This is a genomic window from Amycolatopsis sp. NPDC043889, from assembly GCF_056435645.1.
The window spans coordinates 40284-58653 of the sequence record NZ_JBWKEC010000031.1 but is presented as its reverse complement, the minus strand read 5'-3'; the positions used below and the strand labels follow the sequence as shown (position 1 = coordinate 58653).

General features: G+C 69.7%; 19 protein-coding genes. 7 read left to right on the top strand and 12 right to left on the bottom strand.

Annotated features, from left to right (window positions below):
* Window positions 1-49 precede the first annotated feature (49 nt).
* Complete coding sequence (locus AC0685_RS35740; RefSeq protein WP_478229517.1) at window positions 50-1153, bottom strand: glycosyltransferase family 4 protein; 1104 nt, start codon at window positions 1151-1153, stop codon at window positions 50-52.
* An 85-nt stretch (window positions 1154-1238) separates the two neighbouring features.
* Window positions 1239-2357 (bottom strand): glycosyltransferase family 4 protein, encoded by a 1119-nt coding sequence (locus AC0685_RS35735; protein ID WP_478229516.1) that lies wholly within the window; start codon window positions 2355-2357, stop codon window positions 1239-1241.
* Window positions 2358-2468: 111 nt separating this feature from the next.
* Between AC0685_RS35735 and AC0685_RS35730 the strand changes: the two genes are divergently transcribed.
* Window positions 2469-3299, top strand: a complete 831-nt coding sequence (locus AC0685_RS35730) for an inositol monophosphatase family protein (RefSeq protein ID WP_457958541.1) — start codon at window positions 2469-2471, stop codon at window positions 3297-3299.
* Between the two features lie 221 nt (window positions 3300-3520).
* Here AC0685_RS35730 and AC0685_RS35725 read toward each other — a convergent pair whose 3' ends face one another.
* The 3 genes from AC0685_RS35725 to menD form a co-directional block, all read right to left on the bottom strand.
* Window positions 3521-3973: a DUF3592 domain-containing protein gene (locus AC0685_RS35725; protein ID WP_478229515.1), complete on the bottom strand. Its 453-nt coding sequence runs from the start codon at window positions 3971-3973 to the stop codon at window positions 3521-3523.
* Between the two features lie 22 nt (window positions 3974-3995).
* Complete coding sequence (locus tag AC0685_RS35720; protein WP_478229514.1) at window positions 3996-5510, bottom strand: M1 family metallopeptidase; 1515 nt, start codon at window positions 5508-5510, stop codon at window positions 3996-3998.
* A gap of 108 nt (window positions 5511-5618) precedes the next feature.
* The gene (gene menD, locus AC0685_RS35715) at window positions 5619-7295 is read right to left on the bottom strand and encodes a 2-succinyl-5-enolpyruvyl-6-hydroxy-3-cyclohexene-1-carboxylic-acid synthase (protein ID WP_340684876.1); all 1677 of its coding nucleotides are present in this window, start codon (window positions 7293-7295) and stop codon (window positions 5619-5621) included.
* Window positions 7296-7352: 57 nt separating this feature from the next.
* Between menD and AC0685_RS35710 the strand changes: the two genes are divergently transcribed.
* From AC0685_RS35710 to AC0685_RS35695, 4 genes are all read left to right on the top strand, one after another.
* On the top strand, window positions 7353-8276 hold the full coding sequence (locus tag AC0685_RS35710; RefSeq protein WP_038520089.1) for a 1,4-dihydroxy-2-naphthoyl-CoA synthase: 924 nt from the start codon (window positions 7353-7355) through the stop codon (window positions 8274-8276).
* Between the two features lie 86 nt (window positions 8277-8362).
* Window positions 8363-9487 (top strand): o-succinylbenzoate--CoA ligase, encoded by a 1125-nt coding sequence (gene menE, locus AC0685_RS35705; protein ID WP_478229513.1) that lies wholly within the window; start codon window positions 8363-8365, stop codon window positions 9485-9487.
* Window positions 9488-9549: 62 nt separating this feature from the next.
* Complete coding sequence (locus AC0685_RS35700) at window positions 9550-9708, top strand: hypothetical protein (RefSeq protein WP_340684878.1); 159 nt, start codon at window positions 9550-9552, stop codon at window positions 9706-9708.
* A gap of 86 nt (window positions 9709-9794) precedes the next feature.
* Window positions 9795-10664, top strand: a complete 870-nt coding sequence (locus AC0685_RS35695) for a 1,4-dihydroxy-2-naphthoate polyprenyltransferase (protein ID WP_478229512.1) — start codon at window positions 9795-9797, stop codon at window positions 10662-10664.
* Between the two features lie 290 nt (window positions 10665-10954).
* On the opposite strand, the gene cds1 is transcribed toward AC0685_RS35695, so the two are convergent.
* The 3 genes from cds1 to AC0685_RS35680 are packed head-to-tail and all read right to left on the bottom strand — an operon-like array spanning window position 10955 to window position 12797.
* Complete coding sequence (cds1, locus tag AC0685_RS35690; protein ID WP_478229511.1) at window positions 10955-12037, bottom strand: L-cysteine desulfhydrase Cds1; 1083 nt, start codon at window positions 12035-12037, stop codon at window positions 10955-10957.
* The gene (locus tag AC0685_RS35685; protein ID WP_007030895.1) at window positions 12034-12312 is read right to left on the bottom strand and encodes a DUF4229 domain-containing protein; all 279 of its coding nucleotides are present in this window, start codon (window positions 12310-12312) and stop codon (window positions 12034-12036) included. The genes cds1 and AC0685_RS35685 overlap by 4 nt, the downstream gene beginning before the upstream one ends.
* A gap of 11 nt (window positions 12313-12323) precedes the next feature.
* Window positions 12324-12797: an Lrp/AsnC family transcriptional regulator gene (locus AC0685_RS35680; protein ID WP_034310644.1), complete on the bottom strand. Its 474-nt coding sequence runs from the start codon at window positions 12795-12797 to the stop codon at window positions 12324-12326.
* 248 nt (window positions 12798-13045) lie between these two features.
* On the opposite strand from AC0685_RS35680, the gene AC0685_RS35675 reads away from it, so the two are divergent.
* Both AC0685_RS35675 and AC0685_RS35670 read left to right on the top strand, forming a co-directional pair.
* Window positions 13046-13258, top strand: a complete 213-nt coding sequence (locus AC0685_RS35675) for a BldC family transcriptional regulator (RefSeq protein ID WP_005151795.1) — start codon at window positions 13046-13048, stop codon at window positions 13256-13258.
* A gap of 149 nt (window positions 13259-13407) precedes the next feature.
* On the top strand, window positions 13408-13590 hold the full coding sequence (locus tag AC0685_RS35670; RefSeq protein WP_478229510.1) for a hypothetical protein: 183 nt from the start codon (window positions 13408-13410) through the stop codon (window positions 13588-13590).
* Between the two features lie 51 nt (window positions 13591-13641).
* Here AC0685_RS35670 and AC0685_RS35665 read toward each other — a convergent pair whose 3' ends face one another.
* The 4 genes from AC0685_RS35665 to AC0685_RS35650 form a co-directional block, all read right to left on the bottom strand.
* Entirely contained in the window at window positions 13642-14964 is a 1323-nt protein-coding gene (locus tag AC0685_RS35665; protein ID WP_478229509.1) for a MinD/ParA family ATP-binding protein, read from the bottom strand.
* Window positions 14965-15043: 79 nt separating this feature from the next.
* Complete coding sequence (ccsB, locus tag AC0685_RS35660) at window positions 15044-16015, bottom strand: c-type cytochrome biogenesis protein CcsB (RefSeq protein ID WP_478229508.1); 972 nt, start codon at window positions 16013-16015, stop codon at window positions 15044-15046.
* 5 nt (window positions 16016-16020) lie between these two features.
* Window positions 16021-17520, bottom strand: a complete 1500-nt coding sequence (gene resB, locus AC0685_RS35655; RefSeq protein ID WP_478229545.1) for a cytochrome c biogenesis protein ResB — start codon at window positions 17518-17520, stop codon at window positions 16021-16023.
* Window positions 17521-17594: 74 nt separating this feature from the next.
* Complete coding sequence (locus AC0685_RS35650) at window positions 17595-18368, bottom strand: cytochrome c biogenesis CcdA family protein (RefSeq protein ID WP_125678892.1); 774 nt, start codon at window positions 18366-18368, stop codon at window positions 17595-17597.
* Between the last annotated feature and the right edge of the window lie 2 nt (window positions 18369-18370).

The window sequence follows — 18370 nt, the reverse complement described above, 5'->3', positions numbered from 1 at the left end:
GGGAGCGAAGCTCCTCAGTTGAGGGTGGTGGCGGGGGCACGGATGGAGATCACTTGAGTGCGGAGAGCATTCCCCGCACCGATCTCGGCCAGGCGAATTCCTCCGCGCGAGCCCGGGCCGCCGCGCGCCTCGCGTCCTCGGGACGCTCCAGCAGACCGGTGACCGCACCGGCGAAAGCGGGGGCGCGATCGTCGACCGCCTCGCCGCAGCCGGGCCGCACGATCTCCCGCAGCGCCGACGACGCCGAGACCACCACCGGCGTCCCCGAAGCGAGCGCCTCCAGCGCGGCCAGCCCGAACGTCTCGTGTGGACCGGGCGCGAGGGAAACGTCGGCGCTGGCGAGCAGCCGCGCGACGTCGCCGCGCCCGGTCAGGAAACCGAGGAAGGTCACCGGCAGCCCGCGCGCCCGCCGCTCCAGCGCACGCCGCCGAGGGCCGTCACCGGCGATCACCAGCCGAACGCGGTGCCCCGCCTCGGTCAGCTCGGCGACGGTGTCCACGCTGCGCTCGACGTGCTTCTCCGGCGACAGGCGTCCACAGTGGACGAGCAGGGCGTCGGCGTTCCCGGTCAGCGTGTGCCGCCAGTCGTCGTCGCGCCGGGCCGGGGTGAACGTCGTGAGGTCGACGCCGAGCGGAACCCGGCGCACGTTCGGCGCGGCGATCCGGTCGAACTCCGCGCGGGCGAACGCCGTCGTGCAGACGACCGTGTCGTAGCGCCGCGCCATCCGCCGGTTCGCGACGTCCGCGACGCGCCGCGCGACGGGTTCCGGCATCAGGAACTGCTCCAGCAGCCTGTCCAGCCGCTCGTGCGAGATCACCATGCTGGGCACGCCGTTGCGCCGCGCCCACACGCCCATGCCGCGCAGGGTGAGCCTGTCGGACACTTCCAGCCTGTCCGGTTCCAGGTGTTTCAGCACCGCGCGCACCCGGTGCGGATCGACCGCGCGATAGCCGCCGGTGCCCGGGATCTGCGGTGCGGGAAGGGAAAACCGGCGGACTCCCGAGGGCAGTGTCTCGTCCGCGTAGCGCCGCCCCGGCACCACGAGAGTCACTTGATGACCGCTCGCCACGTAACCGGCACCGAGGTGATGCAGCGCCGTCCGCAGCCCGCCCGAGCGTGGCCCGTAGAAGTTGGCCAGCTGGACTATGTGCATTTCGAGTCCGCCTTGTGCCCGGTTCCTTTCCGGCCGATGCATTCCAGTCCGCCTCGTGCCCGGTTCCTTCCCAGCCGGTACATCGTCAGGCCGCGCGCGCGATCTTGCCCTGGACTGCCTCGTAATGGCCGACCAGTTCATGGCAGACGGCGGGCCAGGTCCGGCCCAGCACGACCTTGCGCGCCTTCTCCCCCAGCCTGGCTCGCAACGCTTCGTCGCGCAGGTCGTTCACCTTGTCCACCAGCGCCGTCGCGAACCCGGCCCGGTCGGCGGGCAGCAGGTACCCCGTGCGGCCGGGCAGGACCAGATCCTTCGGCCCGCCCGCGTTCGGCGCCAGCACCGGCAGCCCGGACGCCATCGCTTCCTGGATGGCCTGGCAGAACGTCTCGTGCGGTCCTGTGTGGACGAACACGTCGAGGCTCGCGTACGCGGCGGAAAGCTCTTCGCCGTACCGGGCGCCGAGGAACGCCGCACCCGGGATCCGCTCGCGCAGCATCGGCAACTCCGGCCCGTCACCGACGACGACCACGCGGATGCCGTCGACCCCGGCGAGCGCGGTCAGCCGCTCGACCTCCTTCTCCGGCGCGAGCCTGCCGACGAAACCGACCAGCAGTTCGCCGTTCGGCGCCAACTCGGCCCGCAACGCGAGGTCTGCGTGGACCGGCGAGAACCGCTCGATGTCGACGCCACGCGCCCAGCGGTGCACCCGCGGGATCCCGTGCAGTTTCAGCTGCTCCACCGAGTCCGTCGACGGCGCGAGCGTGCGGTCGGCCCGCGAGTGCAGGCGGCGCACCCAGCGCCAGGCCGCGCGGGCGGCGATGCCGAAGCCGTACGCGGCGGCGAACCCGGCGATGTCGGTCTGGTACACCGCGACACACGGCACCCGCAGCCGTCTGGCCGCGGCGAGCCCGCGGGCGCCGACCACGAACGGTGACGCCAGATGCACCACGTCCGGGCCGAAATCGGCCAGCGCGGTGAGCACCGTCCTGGTCGGCACGCCGACCGGGAGGGAGTTCACGCCGGGGAAGTCGAGGGCGGGGATGCGCACGACCGGGGCGCCGAGGTACTCCACGGGACCCGGCCCCGGAGCGATGATCAGCACGTCGTGCGCGCGGTCGCGGAGGTGTTCCACGACGCGGAGCACGGAGTTGGTCACGCCGTTCACCTGGGGCAGGAAACTTTCGGTGACTATCGCGACTCGCACGCGGATCACTGTCGCATCCGGTTGTGACGCCCACGCCAACAAAAACGGAACAGACGACATGTCATCTCAAGGTCGTGTTCCGTAAACCAGGCTCGGCCACACTAATCAGGCATGACCCTCCTGTCGTCAAGGCCGCCTCAGCCCGTCGAGCCAGGGCTGGTGTCGAGGGCCCTCGAAGTGGCCGGGCGGCTGGCCAACGACGCGACCGACGTGATCACCGCGACCGCGGGCCGGGGCGCCCAACCCGATCCGAAGGACTCACCCTTCGACTGGGTCACCGACACCGACCGGATTCTCGAACGCCACACCCGGCGCGTGCTGACCGCGGAATTCCCCGGCATCCCCGTCGTCGGCGGTGAATTCGGTGCCGACCACGGGGCCGACGTCGCGGAGTACCGCTGGGTGGTCGACCCGGTCGACGGCACCGCGAACTACGTCGCCGGTGTGCCGTGGTGCGCGTACAGCCTCGCCCTGATCGACGCTTCGGGTCCGGTGGTCGGCGTGGTCGCGGACCCGTACCGCGCCCAGATCTACGCCGCCGCGCGCGGCCGCGGCGCGCGGGCGAACGGCAAGCCGATCACGCTCACCGACCGGTGCGGGACCGCGGGGGCGATCGTCTGCACGGAGCTCACGCGGAAGGGTGTCTGGCCGGGGATGGGCCAGTTCATCGAACGGGCCGCCGCCGCGCACGCCGGGGTCCGGGTGCTCGGCTCGGCGGCGCTGGCGATCGCGCAGGTCGCGCTGGGGCACGCGGCCGCGGCGGTGCTGCACAGCTACCGCGAATGGGACGTCGCCGGATCGGTCGCGCTGGCCATCGAAGCGGGTGCCGTGGTCCTGGACCGGCACGGGGAAGGCGCGGCCCTGCCCGTCGACGCGCTCCTGGTCGCGGCGCCGGGGGTGGCCGACGAGGTCTTGGGCTGGTGGCAGGAGTCGGTCGGCTGAGTTCGCCTTCCGATCACGCGAGTTCCGTCCCCCATCACGCGAGTTACGCCTCCAAGCACGCGAGTTCGCCTCCTGATCACGCGAGTTCGCCGATTCCGCACAGCAGGCTCGCGGGGCTGGGCACGGAACTCGCGTGCTTGGCGGCGGGACTCACGTGCTTGAAGGCGTAACTCGCGTGATCAGGAGCGGGACTCACGTGATTGAGGGCGCAACTCACGTGATCAGGCGGACGACTCGGCGAGCGAGTGCCGGTAAGCCAGCCGTTGCCGCCGGATCCACCACAGCAGCGGGCCGGCGATCAGCCAGGTGAAGAAGATCATGCTGCCCAGCGGCAGCAGCGTGTTCGCCGCCGAGCGGCCCGCCACCCGCGCGAGTTCCGGGTCGCCGACGTCGTACTCGATGTTCACGAGCTGCCCGGCGGCGAGCCCGGCCGGGTAGAGCACACCGTTGGCCGGGCTGTGCATGATGCCGTCGGGGGTCGCGTAGTTGATGATCGTTCGGTCGAAGGCCACCGACTCGACCTGCGCCGTCGCCTGCCCGAGCTGCGCTTCGATCGCGCTGTCGTTGCGGATGGCGGCGAACAGCAGCGAGACGCCGAGCACGGTGACGAGTGAGGCGACAACGAGGGTGGCATACCACCCGATGCGCCTCACCCGCTCCGCTTTGGCCGTCACGCCGCGAGCGTAGCGCTACCCGTCAGTGGGCGTGTCGCTCGGCGAGGAATTCATGAGTCGCCTTGATCTGCGGGTAGGACTTCGGTGCGACAGGCGCCACAGCGGCCCGGAGAGTCTGCGTGCCGTTGGGGCTCGCCGCGGGCTTGCCCTTGGTGTACAGCCACGTCTGGAACAGGTCGTACAGCGGCTTGCCCGAGATCTTCTCCGCCAGCGCGATGAACTCTCCGATCACCGCCGACTTGGCCTTCTTCACCTGCTGCCAGGTCTGCAGGATCCGGAAGAACGTGTCGTCACCCACAGCCTTGCGCAACGCGTGCACGGCGAGCGCGCCGCGGTCGTAGACGGCCGCGTCGAACTGGTTGTCCGCGCCCGGGTCGGCGGGCAGGACCTGCCAGAACGGGTCCTCGGCTGGCACCGAGTCGTAGATGTACTGGGCGAGTTCGTCTGCCGTGCCCTCGCCGCTCTCCTCCGACCACAGGAACTCGCCGTAGGAGGCGAAGCCCTCGTTCAGCCAGATTTCGCTCCACTTGCCGAGCGTGACGCTGTCGCCGAACCACTGGTGCGCCTGCTCGTGCGCGACGATCGACGTGTTGGAGCCGGACCGGAAGGCCCTGGCGCCGTACACCGGCCGCGTCTGGTTCTCCAGCGCGAAGGTGATGCCGGTGGTGACGACGCCGCCCTGCGCCTCGAACGGGTAGGGCCCGAACTTCGAAGCGAGGAATTCGGTGATCTCCGGCGTCCGCTCGATGCTGGCCTTGGCCGCGCCGAGCGATTCGCCGAGGTCGGCGCCGTAGGCGGTGATGAACGGCTTGCCGTCCGGCGTGGTCTGCTCGTTCACCTCGAACTTGCCGACCTCCAGCGACGTGAGGTACGTCGCCTGCGGTTTGGTGCTGCGCCAGTTCCAGCGCGTCCAGCCCGGCCGCTGCACCGTCTTGCGCACGAGCGTGCCGTTCGACAGCGCGGCGACGTCGTTCGGGACCTCGACCGAGACGTCGTAGGTGGCCAGGTCGGTCGGGTGGTCGTTGGACGGGAACCACCAGGCCGCGCTCTGCGGTTCGTCGACGGCCAGCGCGCCGTCCGGGGTCTTCTTCCAGGCGGTGAAGCCGTCGATCTTCACCTTCGACGGCGTGTCCGCGTAGGCGACGACGACCGTCGCCGTCTGGCCTTTCTTCAACGGCGAGGCCGGCGTGACGGTCAGCTCACCGGTGCCGTCGGTCGATGTCGCGAACTTCGCGGGCCGGTTGCCGACCCGGACGCTCGACACCTTCAGCCCGAAGTCGAGGTTGAACGCCGAGAGGTCCTGCGTCGCGGTGAGCAGGATCGTCGTGGCGCCGGACAGCAGGTCGGTGGACGGCTGGTAGGTCAGCCGGAGGTCGTAGTGAGCGACGTCGTAGCCGCCGTTCCCGGCGTGCGGGTAGTACGGGTCGCCGATGCCGATCGAGCCGGGCGCGGGTGCGGCGGCCGCGCTGCCGGCGAGTAGCACCGAGACGACGCCCGCGGTCAATCCGGCGAAGCCGGCGCGAGTCTTCAAGCGCATTGCGAATCCTCCCAGGATTTGTCAGCGCGCTCGAACGTAGCCAGACGATCAACGCGGAGACACGTCCGAAGGAGGGGTTCCTAGCCCCTGGACTGAGATCAAAAACGGCTAGACAGCGCGTACGGCCGACGAAACCGCCGTACGGAGGCGCGCGTGCAGGTCACGGTGTCGCGTTCGGTCCACGCGGACCTCCACCACCCGCAGCCCCGGCGCGGGCTTGAGCGCCGCACGGAACTCGGTGAGCGTCTCGGCGACGACGTGCGGCACGCGGTAACCGGCGCACAGGGCACCGAGGTCGGCGCCGTGCGGTGTGCCGAAGACCCGCTCGAAGCTGGCGTTGTGCTCGGGCGCGCCCTGCTCCAGCAGGGAGAAGATGCCGCCGCCGTCGTCGTTGAGCACCACGATCGTCAGGTCGGGGCGCTGTTCGGCGGGCCCGGTCAGCAGGCCGCTCGCGTCGTGCAGGAACGTCAGGTCGCCGAGCAGGGCGTACGAATGTCCCCTGTGGACGGTCGCGGCGCCGATCGCGGTCGACACCATGCCGTCGATCCCGGCGACGCCGCGGTTGCGGTGCACGAGGACGTCGGGCCGCAGCCGTCCGGCGAGGGCGACGTCACGGGTCGGGTTGGACGAGCCCACGACCAGCAGCGACCCCTCCGGGACCGCGTCGACCAGCTCGGTCGCCAGGCGCAGCCCGCTCGGCCACGGTTCGTCGGCCAGTGCTTCGGTCACCGCCGCCGACGCCGCCTTGTCCGCGCGCTGCCAGCCGGCGAGCCACTCCGGATCGGCCGGTTTGGTCGGCTCGTCGAACCACTGGCCGACCTGGCGGACGTTGTGCGCGGGCGCTGGCCAGTCCGAATCGGGCCGGACCAGCAGCACCTCGACGTCCGGATCGGACAGCACCCGCTGGACCTGCCGGAACACCGTCGGGCGCCCGATGCACAGGACCTGTTCGGGCTTGTGCCGCGAGATGAACTCCTCGACGCCGAGCAACCAAGCGCCCGACGAGATCGCCGTCGCGCCCGCCATCCCGATGCCGCCGGTCTCGGAGACGACCGGCCAGCCGTGCAGTTCGGCCCATTCGCTGGCCGCCTGCACGCCGGTGTCGCACGCGATGACCAGGCCGTGGCGGGCCGAGGGCACCACGAACGAGGGAAGCGCGCCGAAGTCGGGAAGCTCCGTCCAGCGAGCGCCGTCGGGACGCCCTTCGAGTGACTCGTACCACTCGCCGTCATCATCGATATCGGGCACGAGCGGCTCCCGGAACGGGATGTTCAGGTGCACCGGCCCGCAGCGCCATTCGCCGTAAGCGGCGTTCCAGGCGCGGCAGATCTGGCCGCGCCAGTACGAGTTCTGCCCGGCGCGGCGTTCGGCGACGGCGAGCTCGTCGAAGTAGCGGACGGCGTTGCCGTAGAGCTGGTGCTGGTCGATGACCTGGCTCGCGCCGGCGGCCCGCATCTCGGGCGGCCGGTCGGCGGTCAGCACGATCAGCGGGACACCGGCGCGGTCGGCCTCCAGCACGGCGGGGTGGAAGTTCGCGGCCGCGGTGCCCGACGTGCACAGCACGGCCACGGGGCGGCCGGTGCGCGCGGCGATGCCGAGGGCGAGGAAGGCGGCGCCACGTTCGTCGATGCGGACGTGCAGCTGGAGCCGTCCGGCGGCCGCCGCGTCGTACAGCGCGATCGACAGCGGGGCGTTGCGTGAGCCCGGGCAGAGGACGACGTGCGAGACGGTGTTGCGGACGAGTTCGTCGACGATGACCCTGGCCTGCGCGGTGGATGGATTCACCGGCAGACCTCGGGTTTCACACTACGACTCACGGCCACACGTCCTATTCTCCCAAACGTGGATGACGCCCAGGTTTCCGAGCTGTTCGACCCCGCCTTGTGGACCGAGGTCGAAGGTTTCGACTTCACCGACATCACCTATCACCGCTCCTCTGAGAGCCGCTCAGGCAAACGTGTCGTACGTGTCGCGTTCGACCGTCCCGAGGTCCGCAACGCCTTCCGCCCGCACACCGTCGACGAGCTGTACCGCGCGCTCGACCACGCGCGGATGAGCTCGGACGTCGGCTGCGTCCTGCTCACCGGCAACGGCCCCTCGCCGAAGGACGGCGGCTGGGCGTTTTGTTCCGGTGGTGACCAGCGTATTCGCGGACGCTCCGGGTATCAGTACGCGGATGGGGAGACCTCCGACACGATCGATCCGGCCAGGGCCGGAAGGCTGCACATTCTCGAGGTCCAGCGGCTGATCAGGTTCATGCCGAAGGTGGTCATCGCGGTCGTCCCGGGCTGGGCCGCCGGCGGCGGGCACTCGCTGCACGTCGTGTGCGACCTCACGCTCGCCTCGGCCGAGCACGCGCGGTTCAAGCAGACCGACGCCGACGTCGGCTCCTTCGACGGCGGCTACGGCTCGGCGTACCTGGCCAAGCAGGTCGGGCAGAAGTTCGCGCGGGAGATCTTCTTCCTCGGCCGCGAGTACACCGCCGAGCAGATGCAGGCGATGGGCGCGGTCAACTCCGCCGTCCCGCACGCGGAGCTCGAGGCCGAGGCGCTGGACTGGGCGTGGGCGATCAACGGCAAGTCGCCGACGGCGCAGCGGATGCTGAAGTACGCGTTCAACCTCACGGACGACGGTCTGGTCGGCCAGCAGCTCTTCGCCGGCGAAACCACTCGACTGGCGTACATGCAGGACGAGGCCGTCGAAGGGCGCGACTCCTTCCTGGAGAAGCGTTCCCCCGACTGGTCGGCCTTCCCGTACTACTACTGACCCCTCGCGTTTCGTCCTCTGAATGCGGTAGTTGCGTGCGCAACGATCGCATTCAGAGGACGAAATGCGGGACGTAGGGTGGTGGGATGCGTGCGGTGGAGGTGGACGGGAGTCCAGGGTCGGTCGACGAGCTGACCTCGGCACTGGCCGAGGCGCTCGACGGCGGCCAGGCCGTCCTCCCCTACACGTCCGAGGTCCCGCGGGACGCGATGGAGCCGAAGCGCCCGGCCGAACCCGGAACGGCGGTGATCATCGCCACCTCCGGCTCCACCGGCGAGCCGAAGGGTGTGCTGCTGTCGGCGTCGGCGCTCACCGCGTCGGCGCACGCCACCCATGCGCGGCTCGGCGGACCGGGCCACTGGTTGCTCGCGACCCCGGCGCACTACATCGGCGGGCTCCAGGTGCTGGTGCGCTCGCTGCTGGCCGGGACGACGCCGTCCGTGCTGCACGCGTCCGGTTTCCGGCCGGACGACTTCGCGGAAGCCGCCGCGCCGTTGCTGTCCCTGGACGGCCCGCGCTACACCGCACTCGTGCCGACCCAGCTCGGGCGGCTGCTCGACGCGGGCGGCCCCGGTCTGGCGGCGGCCCGCGCCTTCGACGCGATCATCGTCGGCGCCGCGGCGACGACAGCGGATCTGCGCGAGCGCGCCGCCGAAGCGGGCGTGAAGATCGTGCCCGCGTACGGCATGAGCGAGACCGCGAGCGGCTGCGTCTACGACGGCGTACCGCTGGACGGAGTACGCGTCGCACTCGAGGACGAGCGGGTCTGTATCACGGGTGACGTTCTCGCGCACGGCTACCGGCTGCGACCCGACCTGACCGCGGAGGCGTTCGAGGACGGCCGGTTCCACACTTCCGACCGCGGCCGGTGGTCGGCCGACGGGCGGTTGGAGATCCTCGGCCGGATCGACGACATGATCAACACCGGCGGCGTGAAGGTGGCCGCCGCGACCGTCGAGCGGATCCTGACCGCGCAGCCCGGGATCCGGGACGCGTGCGTGGTCGGGGTACCTGACCCGGAGTGGGGCGAAGCCGTCGTCGCGCTCGTCGTCGGCGCTGGTCGCGACGTCGATTCGCTGCGTGCCGCGTGCCGTGAAGAGGCCGGCGCGGCCGCTGCTCCGAAGCGGGTCGAATTCGCCGAAGAGCTGCCGTTGCGAGGCCCCGGCAAGGTCGACAGGACGGCCGTCAGGAATCTCCTACGAAGGTCGTGAATTCCCCACCGATTACTGGGACGTTGTTGACACGATCATTACCCGCGGGTTTACGTCTACGTATGACGCGCTGGACACGCACAGTATTGGCCTGCACCGCCGTCACGATGGGACTGGTCGCTTTGGCCGGGCCCGCGCTGGCGGACGAACCGGAGACCGCCGTTCCGAACAGCGGCACCCTCACCTGGACCCTGGAAGACGTGATCGACGACCTCAAGTAGCGCGGACTCGTCACCTGCTCGCGATGCCTCGAGCAGGTGACGAGCCCCGCATACCGGCCGGTAGTGGCCAGGGCCAGAATGGCGGCATGGCGACTGCTGGTGAATGGATCGAAGGGGCGCGCCCGCGGACGCTGCCCAACGCGGTGGCGCCGGTGGTCGCCGGAGTCGGCGCGGCGATCGCGCTCGACGGCTTCTCCTGGGTCCGCTCGATTCTCGCGCTGCTCGTCTCGCTGGCGCTGATCGTCGGCGTCAACTACGCCAACGACTACTCCGACGGCATCCGCGGCACCGACGAGAACCGCGTCGGCCCGCTGCGGCTGGTCGGCTCCGGAGTCGCGAAGCCGAAGGCCGTCCTGGCGGCCGCTCTCGTGGCCCTCGGGCTCGCCGGAGTCCTCGGACTCGTGCTGGTCGCGATCAGCGGGCTGTGGTGGCTGCTGGCGATGGGCGCGGTCTGCATCCTCGGCGCCTGGTTCTACACCGGCGGTAAGAAGCCTTACGGCTACTACGGTTTCGGCGAGATCGCGGTCTTCGTCTTCTTCGGGCTGGCCGGGGTTCTGGGCACCGTGTACGTCCAAGCCGGACAGCTCAGCTGGACCGCCCTCGGCTGCGCGGTCGCCGTCGGCTCGTTCTCGACCGGCGTGCTGACCGCCAACAACCTCCGCGACATCCCGACCGACATCGAGTCCGGCAAGCGCACGCTCGCCACCCGGCTCGGCGACGACGGCACCCGGCGCCTTTATCTGACGCTGGTCGCCATCCCGTACGTCGTGAGTGTGCTGCTCGCCTTCGTGACGCCGTGGGCGCTGCTGGGCCTGTTGACCGCGCCGCTGCTGCTGAAGTCGGTCAAGGCCGTCGGCGGCGGGGCGCGGGGACGGGCGCTGATCCCGGCGCTGCGGGACACCGGGTTCGCGATGCTGGGGTGGGCGGTGCTGACGGCCGTCGCTCTCGCCTTGTGAGTCCCCCTTGATGCGGGACTGTGTGGATTTCGGGACGTTGGGTGACCCGGAATCCACACAGTGCGGCGTGAGAGGGCCGGTCACGACCAGTCGGGCTCACGTCGGCCCCTGCGGGATGAACGCACCGTTCATCCCTTGAGCTTTTGCCTTAGGGCCACTACCTGTAGCGCTCCGACGCCTGGGCGACCACTAAATGCGGCCCACGCGATAGCAAAGGTCCCTTGCTCTTTTGGTGATCCGGCGCCCCTGAGGTAGGCCGCCCAGCCGACGTTGCGAAAGACCCCAGTGCCTCAGTCCTCTGGGGCGAGCTTCCCGCTCCCCAGGAACTCCCGGTACTTCTCCAGGTAAGGCGCGATGTCGATGTTCTTCTGCGCTAGCCACACGTCGTCGTAGTACGTGTTGGCGTACCGCTCCCCGCCGTCGCACAGCAGCGTGACGATACTGCCCGCCTGGCCTTCCGAGACCATCCGCGAGATCAGCGTGAAGGCGCCGAAGAGGTTCGTCCCGGTCGAGCCGCCCGCCCAGTGCCCGGTCCGCTCGCGCAGCACGCGGATGGCCGCCAGCGAAGCGGCGTCCGGCACCTGGAACATCTCGTCGATCACGCCGGGCACGAACGACGGCTCGACGCGCGGCCGCCCGATTCCCTCGATCCGCGAAGGCATGCCGGTGCTGTAGTCGAGCGCCCCGGTCTGCCAGGCGCCGAAGAACGACGAGTTCTCCGGGTCGACGACGGCGATCTTCGTGGTGTGCCGCACGTAGCGCACGTAGCGGCCAAAGGTCGCGCTCGTGCCACCGGTCCCGGCGCCGACGACGATCCACGTCGGCACAGGGTGCCGCTCGGACTGCATCTGCGCGTACACCGACTCGGCGATGTTGTTGTTCCCGCGCCAGTCCGTCGCGCGCTCCGCGTAGGTGAACTGGTCGAGGTAGTGGCCGTTGCACTCCGAAGCGAGCCGTTCGGCCTCCGGGTACATGTCCGGCGCGCGGTCGACGTAGTGGCATTCGCCGCCGTAGAACTCGATGAGCGCGATCTTCTCCGGCGAGGTGCTGCGCGGCACCACGGTGATGAACCGCAGCCCGAGCATCCGCGCGAAATACGCCTCCGAAACCGCCGTCGAGCCGCTGGACGCCTCGACGAGCACGGTGTCCGGCCCGATCTGACCGTTCACCAGGCCGTACAGGAACAGCGAACGCGCGAGCCGGTGTTTGAGCGAGCCGGTCGGGTGGACGGACTCGTCCTTCAGGTACAGGTCCACGCCCCACTCCGGGGGCAGCGGGAAGACGTGGAGGTGCGTGTCGGCACTGCGGTTCGCGTCGGCCTCGATGATGCGGACGGCTTCGCGGACCCAGCTGCGGCTGTGCAGGAGGCTCACGCTGCGCCGTCCACCCGGTCGCCGCGGAGCTGCGAGCGCAGTTCGGCACGGGCGCGAGCGCGCTTTTCGTTGCGGCGGGCGAGCCCGGCGGTCACGCGCGCGTTCAGCGGGCGGAACAGCAGCAGGCCCAGCGGCAGCCCCACGACCAGGCCGATCAGCAACGCGACGAGCAGCGGGACGTTGACCAGCAGCAAGCCGCCTGCGATGACCCCGACCAGGAGGAACCTGGCCAGCACGTACAGCGTCAGGTCACGGGGCAGGTGATTATCGCTCACACCATGGCAGGCTACGCGCTGCCGTTGCGGCCCTCGTCCAGGCCCGCGTTGTTGGGCCGTCCTTCGAAGCGGGTGGAGAGCACGACGGTGGTGTTCGTGCGGCCGACACCGGGGATCCGCCGCAGCCTGCCGAGGGTCCGCTCCAGATCGTCGACGGTCGCCACCCGCACTTTGACGACGAAGGCTTCGTCGCCCGCGACGGCGTAGCAGCTTTCGACCTCGTCCAGTGCCCCGAGCGCCTCCGCGACGTCGTCCTCGGTCGCGGTGTCGGTGGGGTGGATGCCGACCAGCGCCGTCACCCCGAGTCCGACCGTGTTCGGGTCGACCATGGCGTGGTAGCCGGTGATCACGCCGGCGGCCTCGAGTTTGCCGACCCGTTCGTGCACTGATGAAGCCGAGAGCCCGACAGACCGGCCGAGGTCGGCGTAGGTAGCCCGCCCGTTCTCCCGTAATGCCGCGATGATCTTCCGATCCACCTGGTCCACCGCTACACCTTAGGTGCCACGGCCCGATTCGCGTGATCAGGGCGCGTTTTCGTACATCCGTGACAAGACCGCGGGGCCGGAAGGCGCATGTCGCGGTTGTCGGTTTTGACCTTTAAGGGCTCTTTACTGTTGGACAACCGTTCGAGTACCTGACGGGTGAGATGCAACGATTGCCGTGTTGGCTACCCGGCACGACGGGCACAGGGCCCGCCTCCGGTTTAGCACTGGAACCGTGAAGGAGGCGGAAAATGACCGCGACCATGGGCGGCAGGTTGCTCACCCCCGGCGAAGTGGCGGCTCTGTTCCGGGTCGACCCCAAGACCGTGACCCGCTGGGCGACCGCGGGCCGCATCGGCTCGATCCGCACCCCCGGCGGGCACCGCCGGTTCCGCGAGGCCGAGGTGAACGAACTCCTCGCCGAGCTCACCACCGACGCCAGCGAGCCCGCTCGCAAGGTCTGAGCAGGCATTTCCCGCAAGAAGGACTCCAGTGACGAAGGGCTCGTAACCGCCCTTCGTCACATTGGGGTATCCATGAGTCCCCCCGCGCGCGGCAAAGGGGCTAGCCTCGTGGGACTGAGCAACGTCCTCCACGCGGAAAGGGACCGAGCATGATCTATCTGCTCGCGGCCATCGGAGCGCTCACCGTCGCCGTGGTGTTGTGGCGCGCGTTCGGGATCGAGCGCGTCGGGATACCCTCGTCGCGACCGACGCTGGCCCCGGACGACGACCCCGACTTCCTGCGCAAGCTAGGTGAGCAGCAGCGCAAAGGTAAAGACGAGGACAAAGACTAGGCCTGGGAGCCCCGCTCCTCCGTTGAGGGTGGCGGCGGGGGCATGGATGGACTAAGGCTGGATCGGCTGGTACTGCTGGCCGCCGAAACCGTCGGCGACGGTGGCGGCCAGTTCCAGCAACGCCAGCCGGGTGTCCGCGTCGAGCCGGTCCAGCTCGATCTCGGCGCCCTCTTCCAGATGCGGGTCGAACGGGATCCGGCACACCGAACGGACGCGCGCGCCGAAGTGCGCGGCGAGCTTGTCGAGATCGACGGAGCCACCCTTCGGCCGCACCGAGTTGATCACCGCGACAGAGCGTTTGACCAGGTCACCGTAGCCGTGCGCTTCCAGCCAGTCGAGCGTGGCCGACGCACTGCGCGCCCCGTCGACGGAGCCTGAAGAGACCACCACCAGCGCGTCCGCGACGTCCAAAACGCCCTTCATCGCCGAGTGCATCAAACCGGTCCCGCAGTCGGTGAGCACGATGTTGTAGAAGTGCTCCAGCAGGTTGACCGTGCGCCGGTAGTCGTCCTCGGAGAAAGCCTCCGAAACCGCCGGGTCCTGCTCGCTGGCGAGGATCTCCAGCCTGCTCCCACCCTGCGAGGTGTACGAACGGACGTCGCTGTACCTGGTGATCTTGTCCGCGTCCCGCAGCAGGTGCCGCACGGTCGCGGTGGTCTCGATCGGGATCTTCTGCGACAGCGTCCCGCGGTCCGGGTTCGCGTCGACGGCGACGACCCGGTCACCGCGCAGCGAAGCGAACGTCGAGCCCAGCGTGGTCGTCGTGGTGGTCTTGCCGACGCCGCCCTTGAGGCTCAGCATCGCGATCTTGTAACACCCGCGCAGCGGCTGGTTGATCTGCGCGATCAGCTCGCGCTTGCGCGTGTCCTTGGGGCTCTCGCCCGGGTTGACGAGCTTGCCGGTGCCCACGTAGAGGGCCTTGCGCCAGCCCGACTGCGGCTTGCGCTTCTGCGGCTTCACCAGGCTCGCGGTGGCGAGCTCGTCCGGGAGCGCGTGCCTGCCCTGCGGCTGCGGAAGCCCCGGCACCGCCTGTTGCTGCGGCGGCTGCGCGTACTGCTGCTGCGGCGGGTACTGGGCGGCAGGCTGCGGCGGGGCCTGCTGGGGCTGCTGAGGGTGCAGCGGGGGCAGGTTCTGGTCGTAGGGCTGCTGATACTGCCCTTGCGACGGCTGCGGCAGCGGCGGCTGCTGCTGCGGGTACTGGGCCTGCTGCGGCGGGTACTGCGGCTGGACGACCTGGGTCGGCTCGGCCTCGAAGCCGCTCGCCGTCGGGTGCGGCGCCGAATCCGTCCGGTCCTCGGAGAACAACTCCGAGGGCTGGACGCTCTCGGTGGGTTCGGGGTGGCCAGGAGCCGATTCTTCGCTGGGTCCGGTCACCGCTGAATTCCTCCTCCGCGCACGTCTTCCCCGATTACCTCAGTATTGACGGTAGTCGGCACGCGCGCAGGGGCGGCGGTCAGCCCCCGGCGTAGGAGTGCAGGCCCGACGTCACCAGGTTCACGAAGAACATGTTGAAGATCGTCGCGGAGAACCCGACGATGTTGATGATCGCGGCCCTCTTCCCGCGCCAGCCCGCGGTGGCACGGGAGTGGAGGTACGCCGCGTAGACGACCCACGCCACGAAGGCGACGGTCTCCTTGGGGTCCCAGCCCCAGAACCGGCCCCACGCCGCCTCGGCCCACACCGCGCCGCAGAGCACGCCGAAGGTGAAGATCGGGAAGGCGAAGATGGTGGTGCGGTAGGCGATGCGGTCGAGCACGTCCGCGGCGGGCAGCTTCGGGCCGAACTTGGCGAACTTCGCCGGGTTGTCGTCGTGTGCGGCGCGGAAAAGGTAAAGGACGCTCGCGACACCCGGCACCAGGAAGACACCCGAGCCGATGATCGCCGCGGAAACGTGGATGATCAGCCAGTACGACTGGAGCGCGGGCTGCACCGGGGCGGCCGTCGTGTACAGCATGGTGCCGTTGACGAACATCAGGATCACGACCGGCAGCAGCAGGAAGCCGGTGAGGTGGCGGACCGGGAACTTCCGCATGATGACGAGCCAGGTCACGACGGCGATGAAGGTCGTGGCCATGCCGTATTCGTAGAGGTTGCCCCACGGCGCGCGGTGCACGGCGAACCCGCGCAGCACGATCGCGGCCAGGTGCAGCAGCGCGGCCAGCACCAGCAGCGCGGCGCCCATGCGGCCGATGCGCTCGGGGCGGCCGATCTCGCGCGGGGGCTCGACGGGCGTCCCGTAAGCCGGCGGCGGGCCGCCCGCGCCGACCAGTTCGCGGGAGCGCTGCATGCTGCGCTGCGCCGCCAGACGGCCCTTCGCGCCGAAGCCCTGCTCGATGAGGGCGAACATCAGCGCGAGGACGTAGATCGCCGCCGCGGTGGTGTAGGAGTAGTCGCTGTACTGGGACAGCGTCTCGTTGATCGGCATGACCTCTAGTTGCCTCTCTGCCCCTGGACCAGCTTGTCGCTGATCCGCTGGAACTCTTCGCCGTAGCCCGCCTGATCGGTGCGCGCCAGCCCGGCGACCTCGATCACGGTACCCGTCTCACCTTCGCGCGCCGGGGTCACCCGCACCCACACCCGGCGCCGTTTGACCAGCAACGATCCCGCCAGCCCGATCAGCATCGCGACCGCGCAGACCAGCACCCAGCCCTGCACCGGATCGTGCGAGACCTGGATGGCGACCCATTCCTGGACGCCGTCGAAGCGAACCTTCGTGCCGTCGTCCAGCACGGTCTCCTGGCCCTGGTCCAGGTTCTGCCGCGTGAGCTTCTTGAGCCTGCCGTCCTCGACGAGCGACTGGTCGATCTGGAAGATCGACTGCCCGCGGCCGGCGTCGAGACCGAGGTCGCCACGGTAGATGTCGACGGCCACGGCCGGCTTGTTCGCCTCGGGCCGCGAAGACGTGAGCACGTTGCCGTGCATGAACGCGGTCGGCGCGAGCAGGCCGGTGATCGCGAGCTGACGGGTGCGGCGTTCGATCGGGTCCGCGATGCCCGGCTGGTCGATCTTCGTCGCGCCTTCGGAGAGCTTCGTCGGCTCGTCGGCGGGACGCCACGGAGTGATGTTGGTGCGCACGGTGCCGTCGGGGAAGGTCACGGTGAACTTCGGGGAGTAGCCGAAGTTCAGCAGGTAGACGCGGTCTCCCGCGGTGCGCAGCGGCGAGTTGACTTCGAGTCCGTACGGCTTCCACGCGCCGGTCTTCAGGTCTTCGCCGGACTGGTACTCCATGTTGGAGTGGTAGTAGTTCGCCTGCCCGTTCTCGGTGTAGCGCGCCTCGAAGTCCTTGAGGCGGATGCAGAACGCGTTGAGGTCGGTGCCGTCGACGCGCAGCCCGGCGTTGAAGGTGTCGTAGCCGAGGATCCCGGAGTTGCACCACGGGCTGCCGTCGGCCTGGACGATGACCTGGCCTTCGTAGCCGAACATCTTCCCCAGCGCGAAGAAGATGATCAGGCCGAGCATGCCGAAGTGGAAGACGAGGTTGCCGGTCTCGCGGAGGTACCCGCGTTCGGCGGAGATGCTCCGGCTTCCGTCTGCCTCTTCGCGCTCGACACGGCGCCAGCCCTTGAGCAGCGTGTGCGTGTCCTTCATGACCGTCTCGGGGGTCCGGTCGGTCGTGGTGGACACGTGATGCGGCATCCGCGAGAGCTTGCGCGGCGTGAGCACCGGCTTCGCGCGCATCGCCTTCGCGTACTCGAAGCTGCGCGGCGCGAGACAGCCGATGAGCGAGACCATCAGCAGGATGTAGATCGCCGAGAACCAGACGCTGCCGTAGACCTCGAAGAACTGCAAACGGTCGAGCAGTTCGCCCCACCAGCCGTGCGCGGCGATGTACTCGTCGGTCTTGGCGACGTTGAGGTTCCGCTGCGGCAGCAGCGCGCCGGGCATCGCGGCGAGCGCGAGCAGGAACAGCAGCACCAGCGCGGTGCGCATCGACGTCAGTCCGCGCCAGGTGTTGCGCAGGAAGGCGATGGCGCGCTTGAGCGGCGTCGGGCGGTATCGGGTGGTCACAAGGGCAGCCTGAGGTCGTTCACGAGGGTGTTCCGGATCCAGCCGATCATGTCGCCCCACAGCCCGGTCACCAGCAGGATGCCGACGATCATCAGCAGGACACCGCCGAAGACCTGTACCTGACGGCCGTGGCGGCGCAGCCAGTCGGTGGCGCGGACGGCCCAGCGGGCGCCGACCGCGATGAGGAGGAACGGGACGCCGAGGCCGAGGCAGTACACCAGGATCAGCGCGTAGCCGCGGACAGCGGCGCCGCCGGTGGCGCTGGCCAGGGTGGTGACCGCGGACAGCGTCGGCCCGATGCACGGCGTCCAGCCGAGCCCGAACACCGCGCCGAGCACCGGCGCGCCCCACAGTCCGCCGCGCGGCACATGGTGCGACCGGAACTCGCGCTGCAGGCCAGGGATCCAGCCGAGGAAGACCAGCGCCATCGCGATGGTCAGCACGCCGCCGAGGCGCTGGAGGAGATCCATGTTGAGCTGGACGACGTCGGCGATCCACACCAGCGTCCCCAGCGTCACCACGAAGACGACGGTGAACCCGAGCACGAACAGCGCCGCCGCGCCGACGACGGCGTAGCGGCCCTTCTTGCGCCCCTCGTCGGGGCTGACCGCGGGGGCGTCCGCGCCGACCAGCGCCGCCAGGTACGCGAGATACCCGGGCACCAGCGGCACGACGCACGGCGACGCGAAGGAGATCGTCCCGGCCAGCAGCGCCACACCCGCCGCGAGCAGCAGCGGCCCTGAGAGCGCCAGCTCGGTAACACCGTTCACGC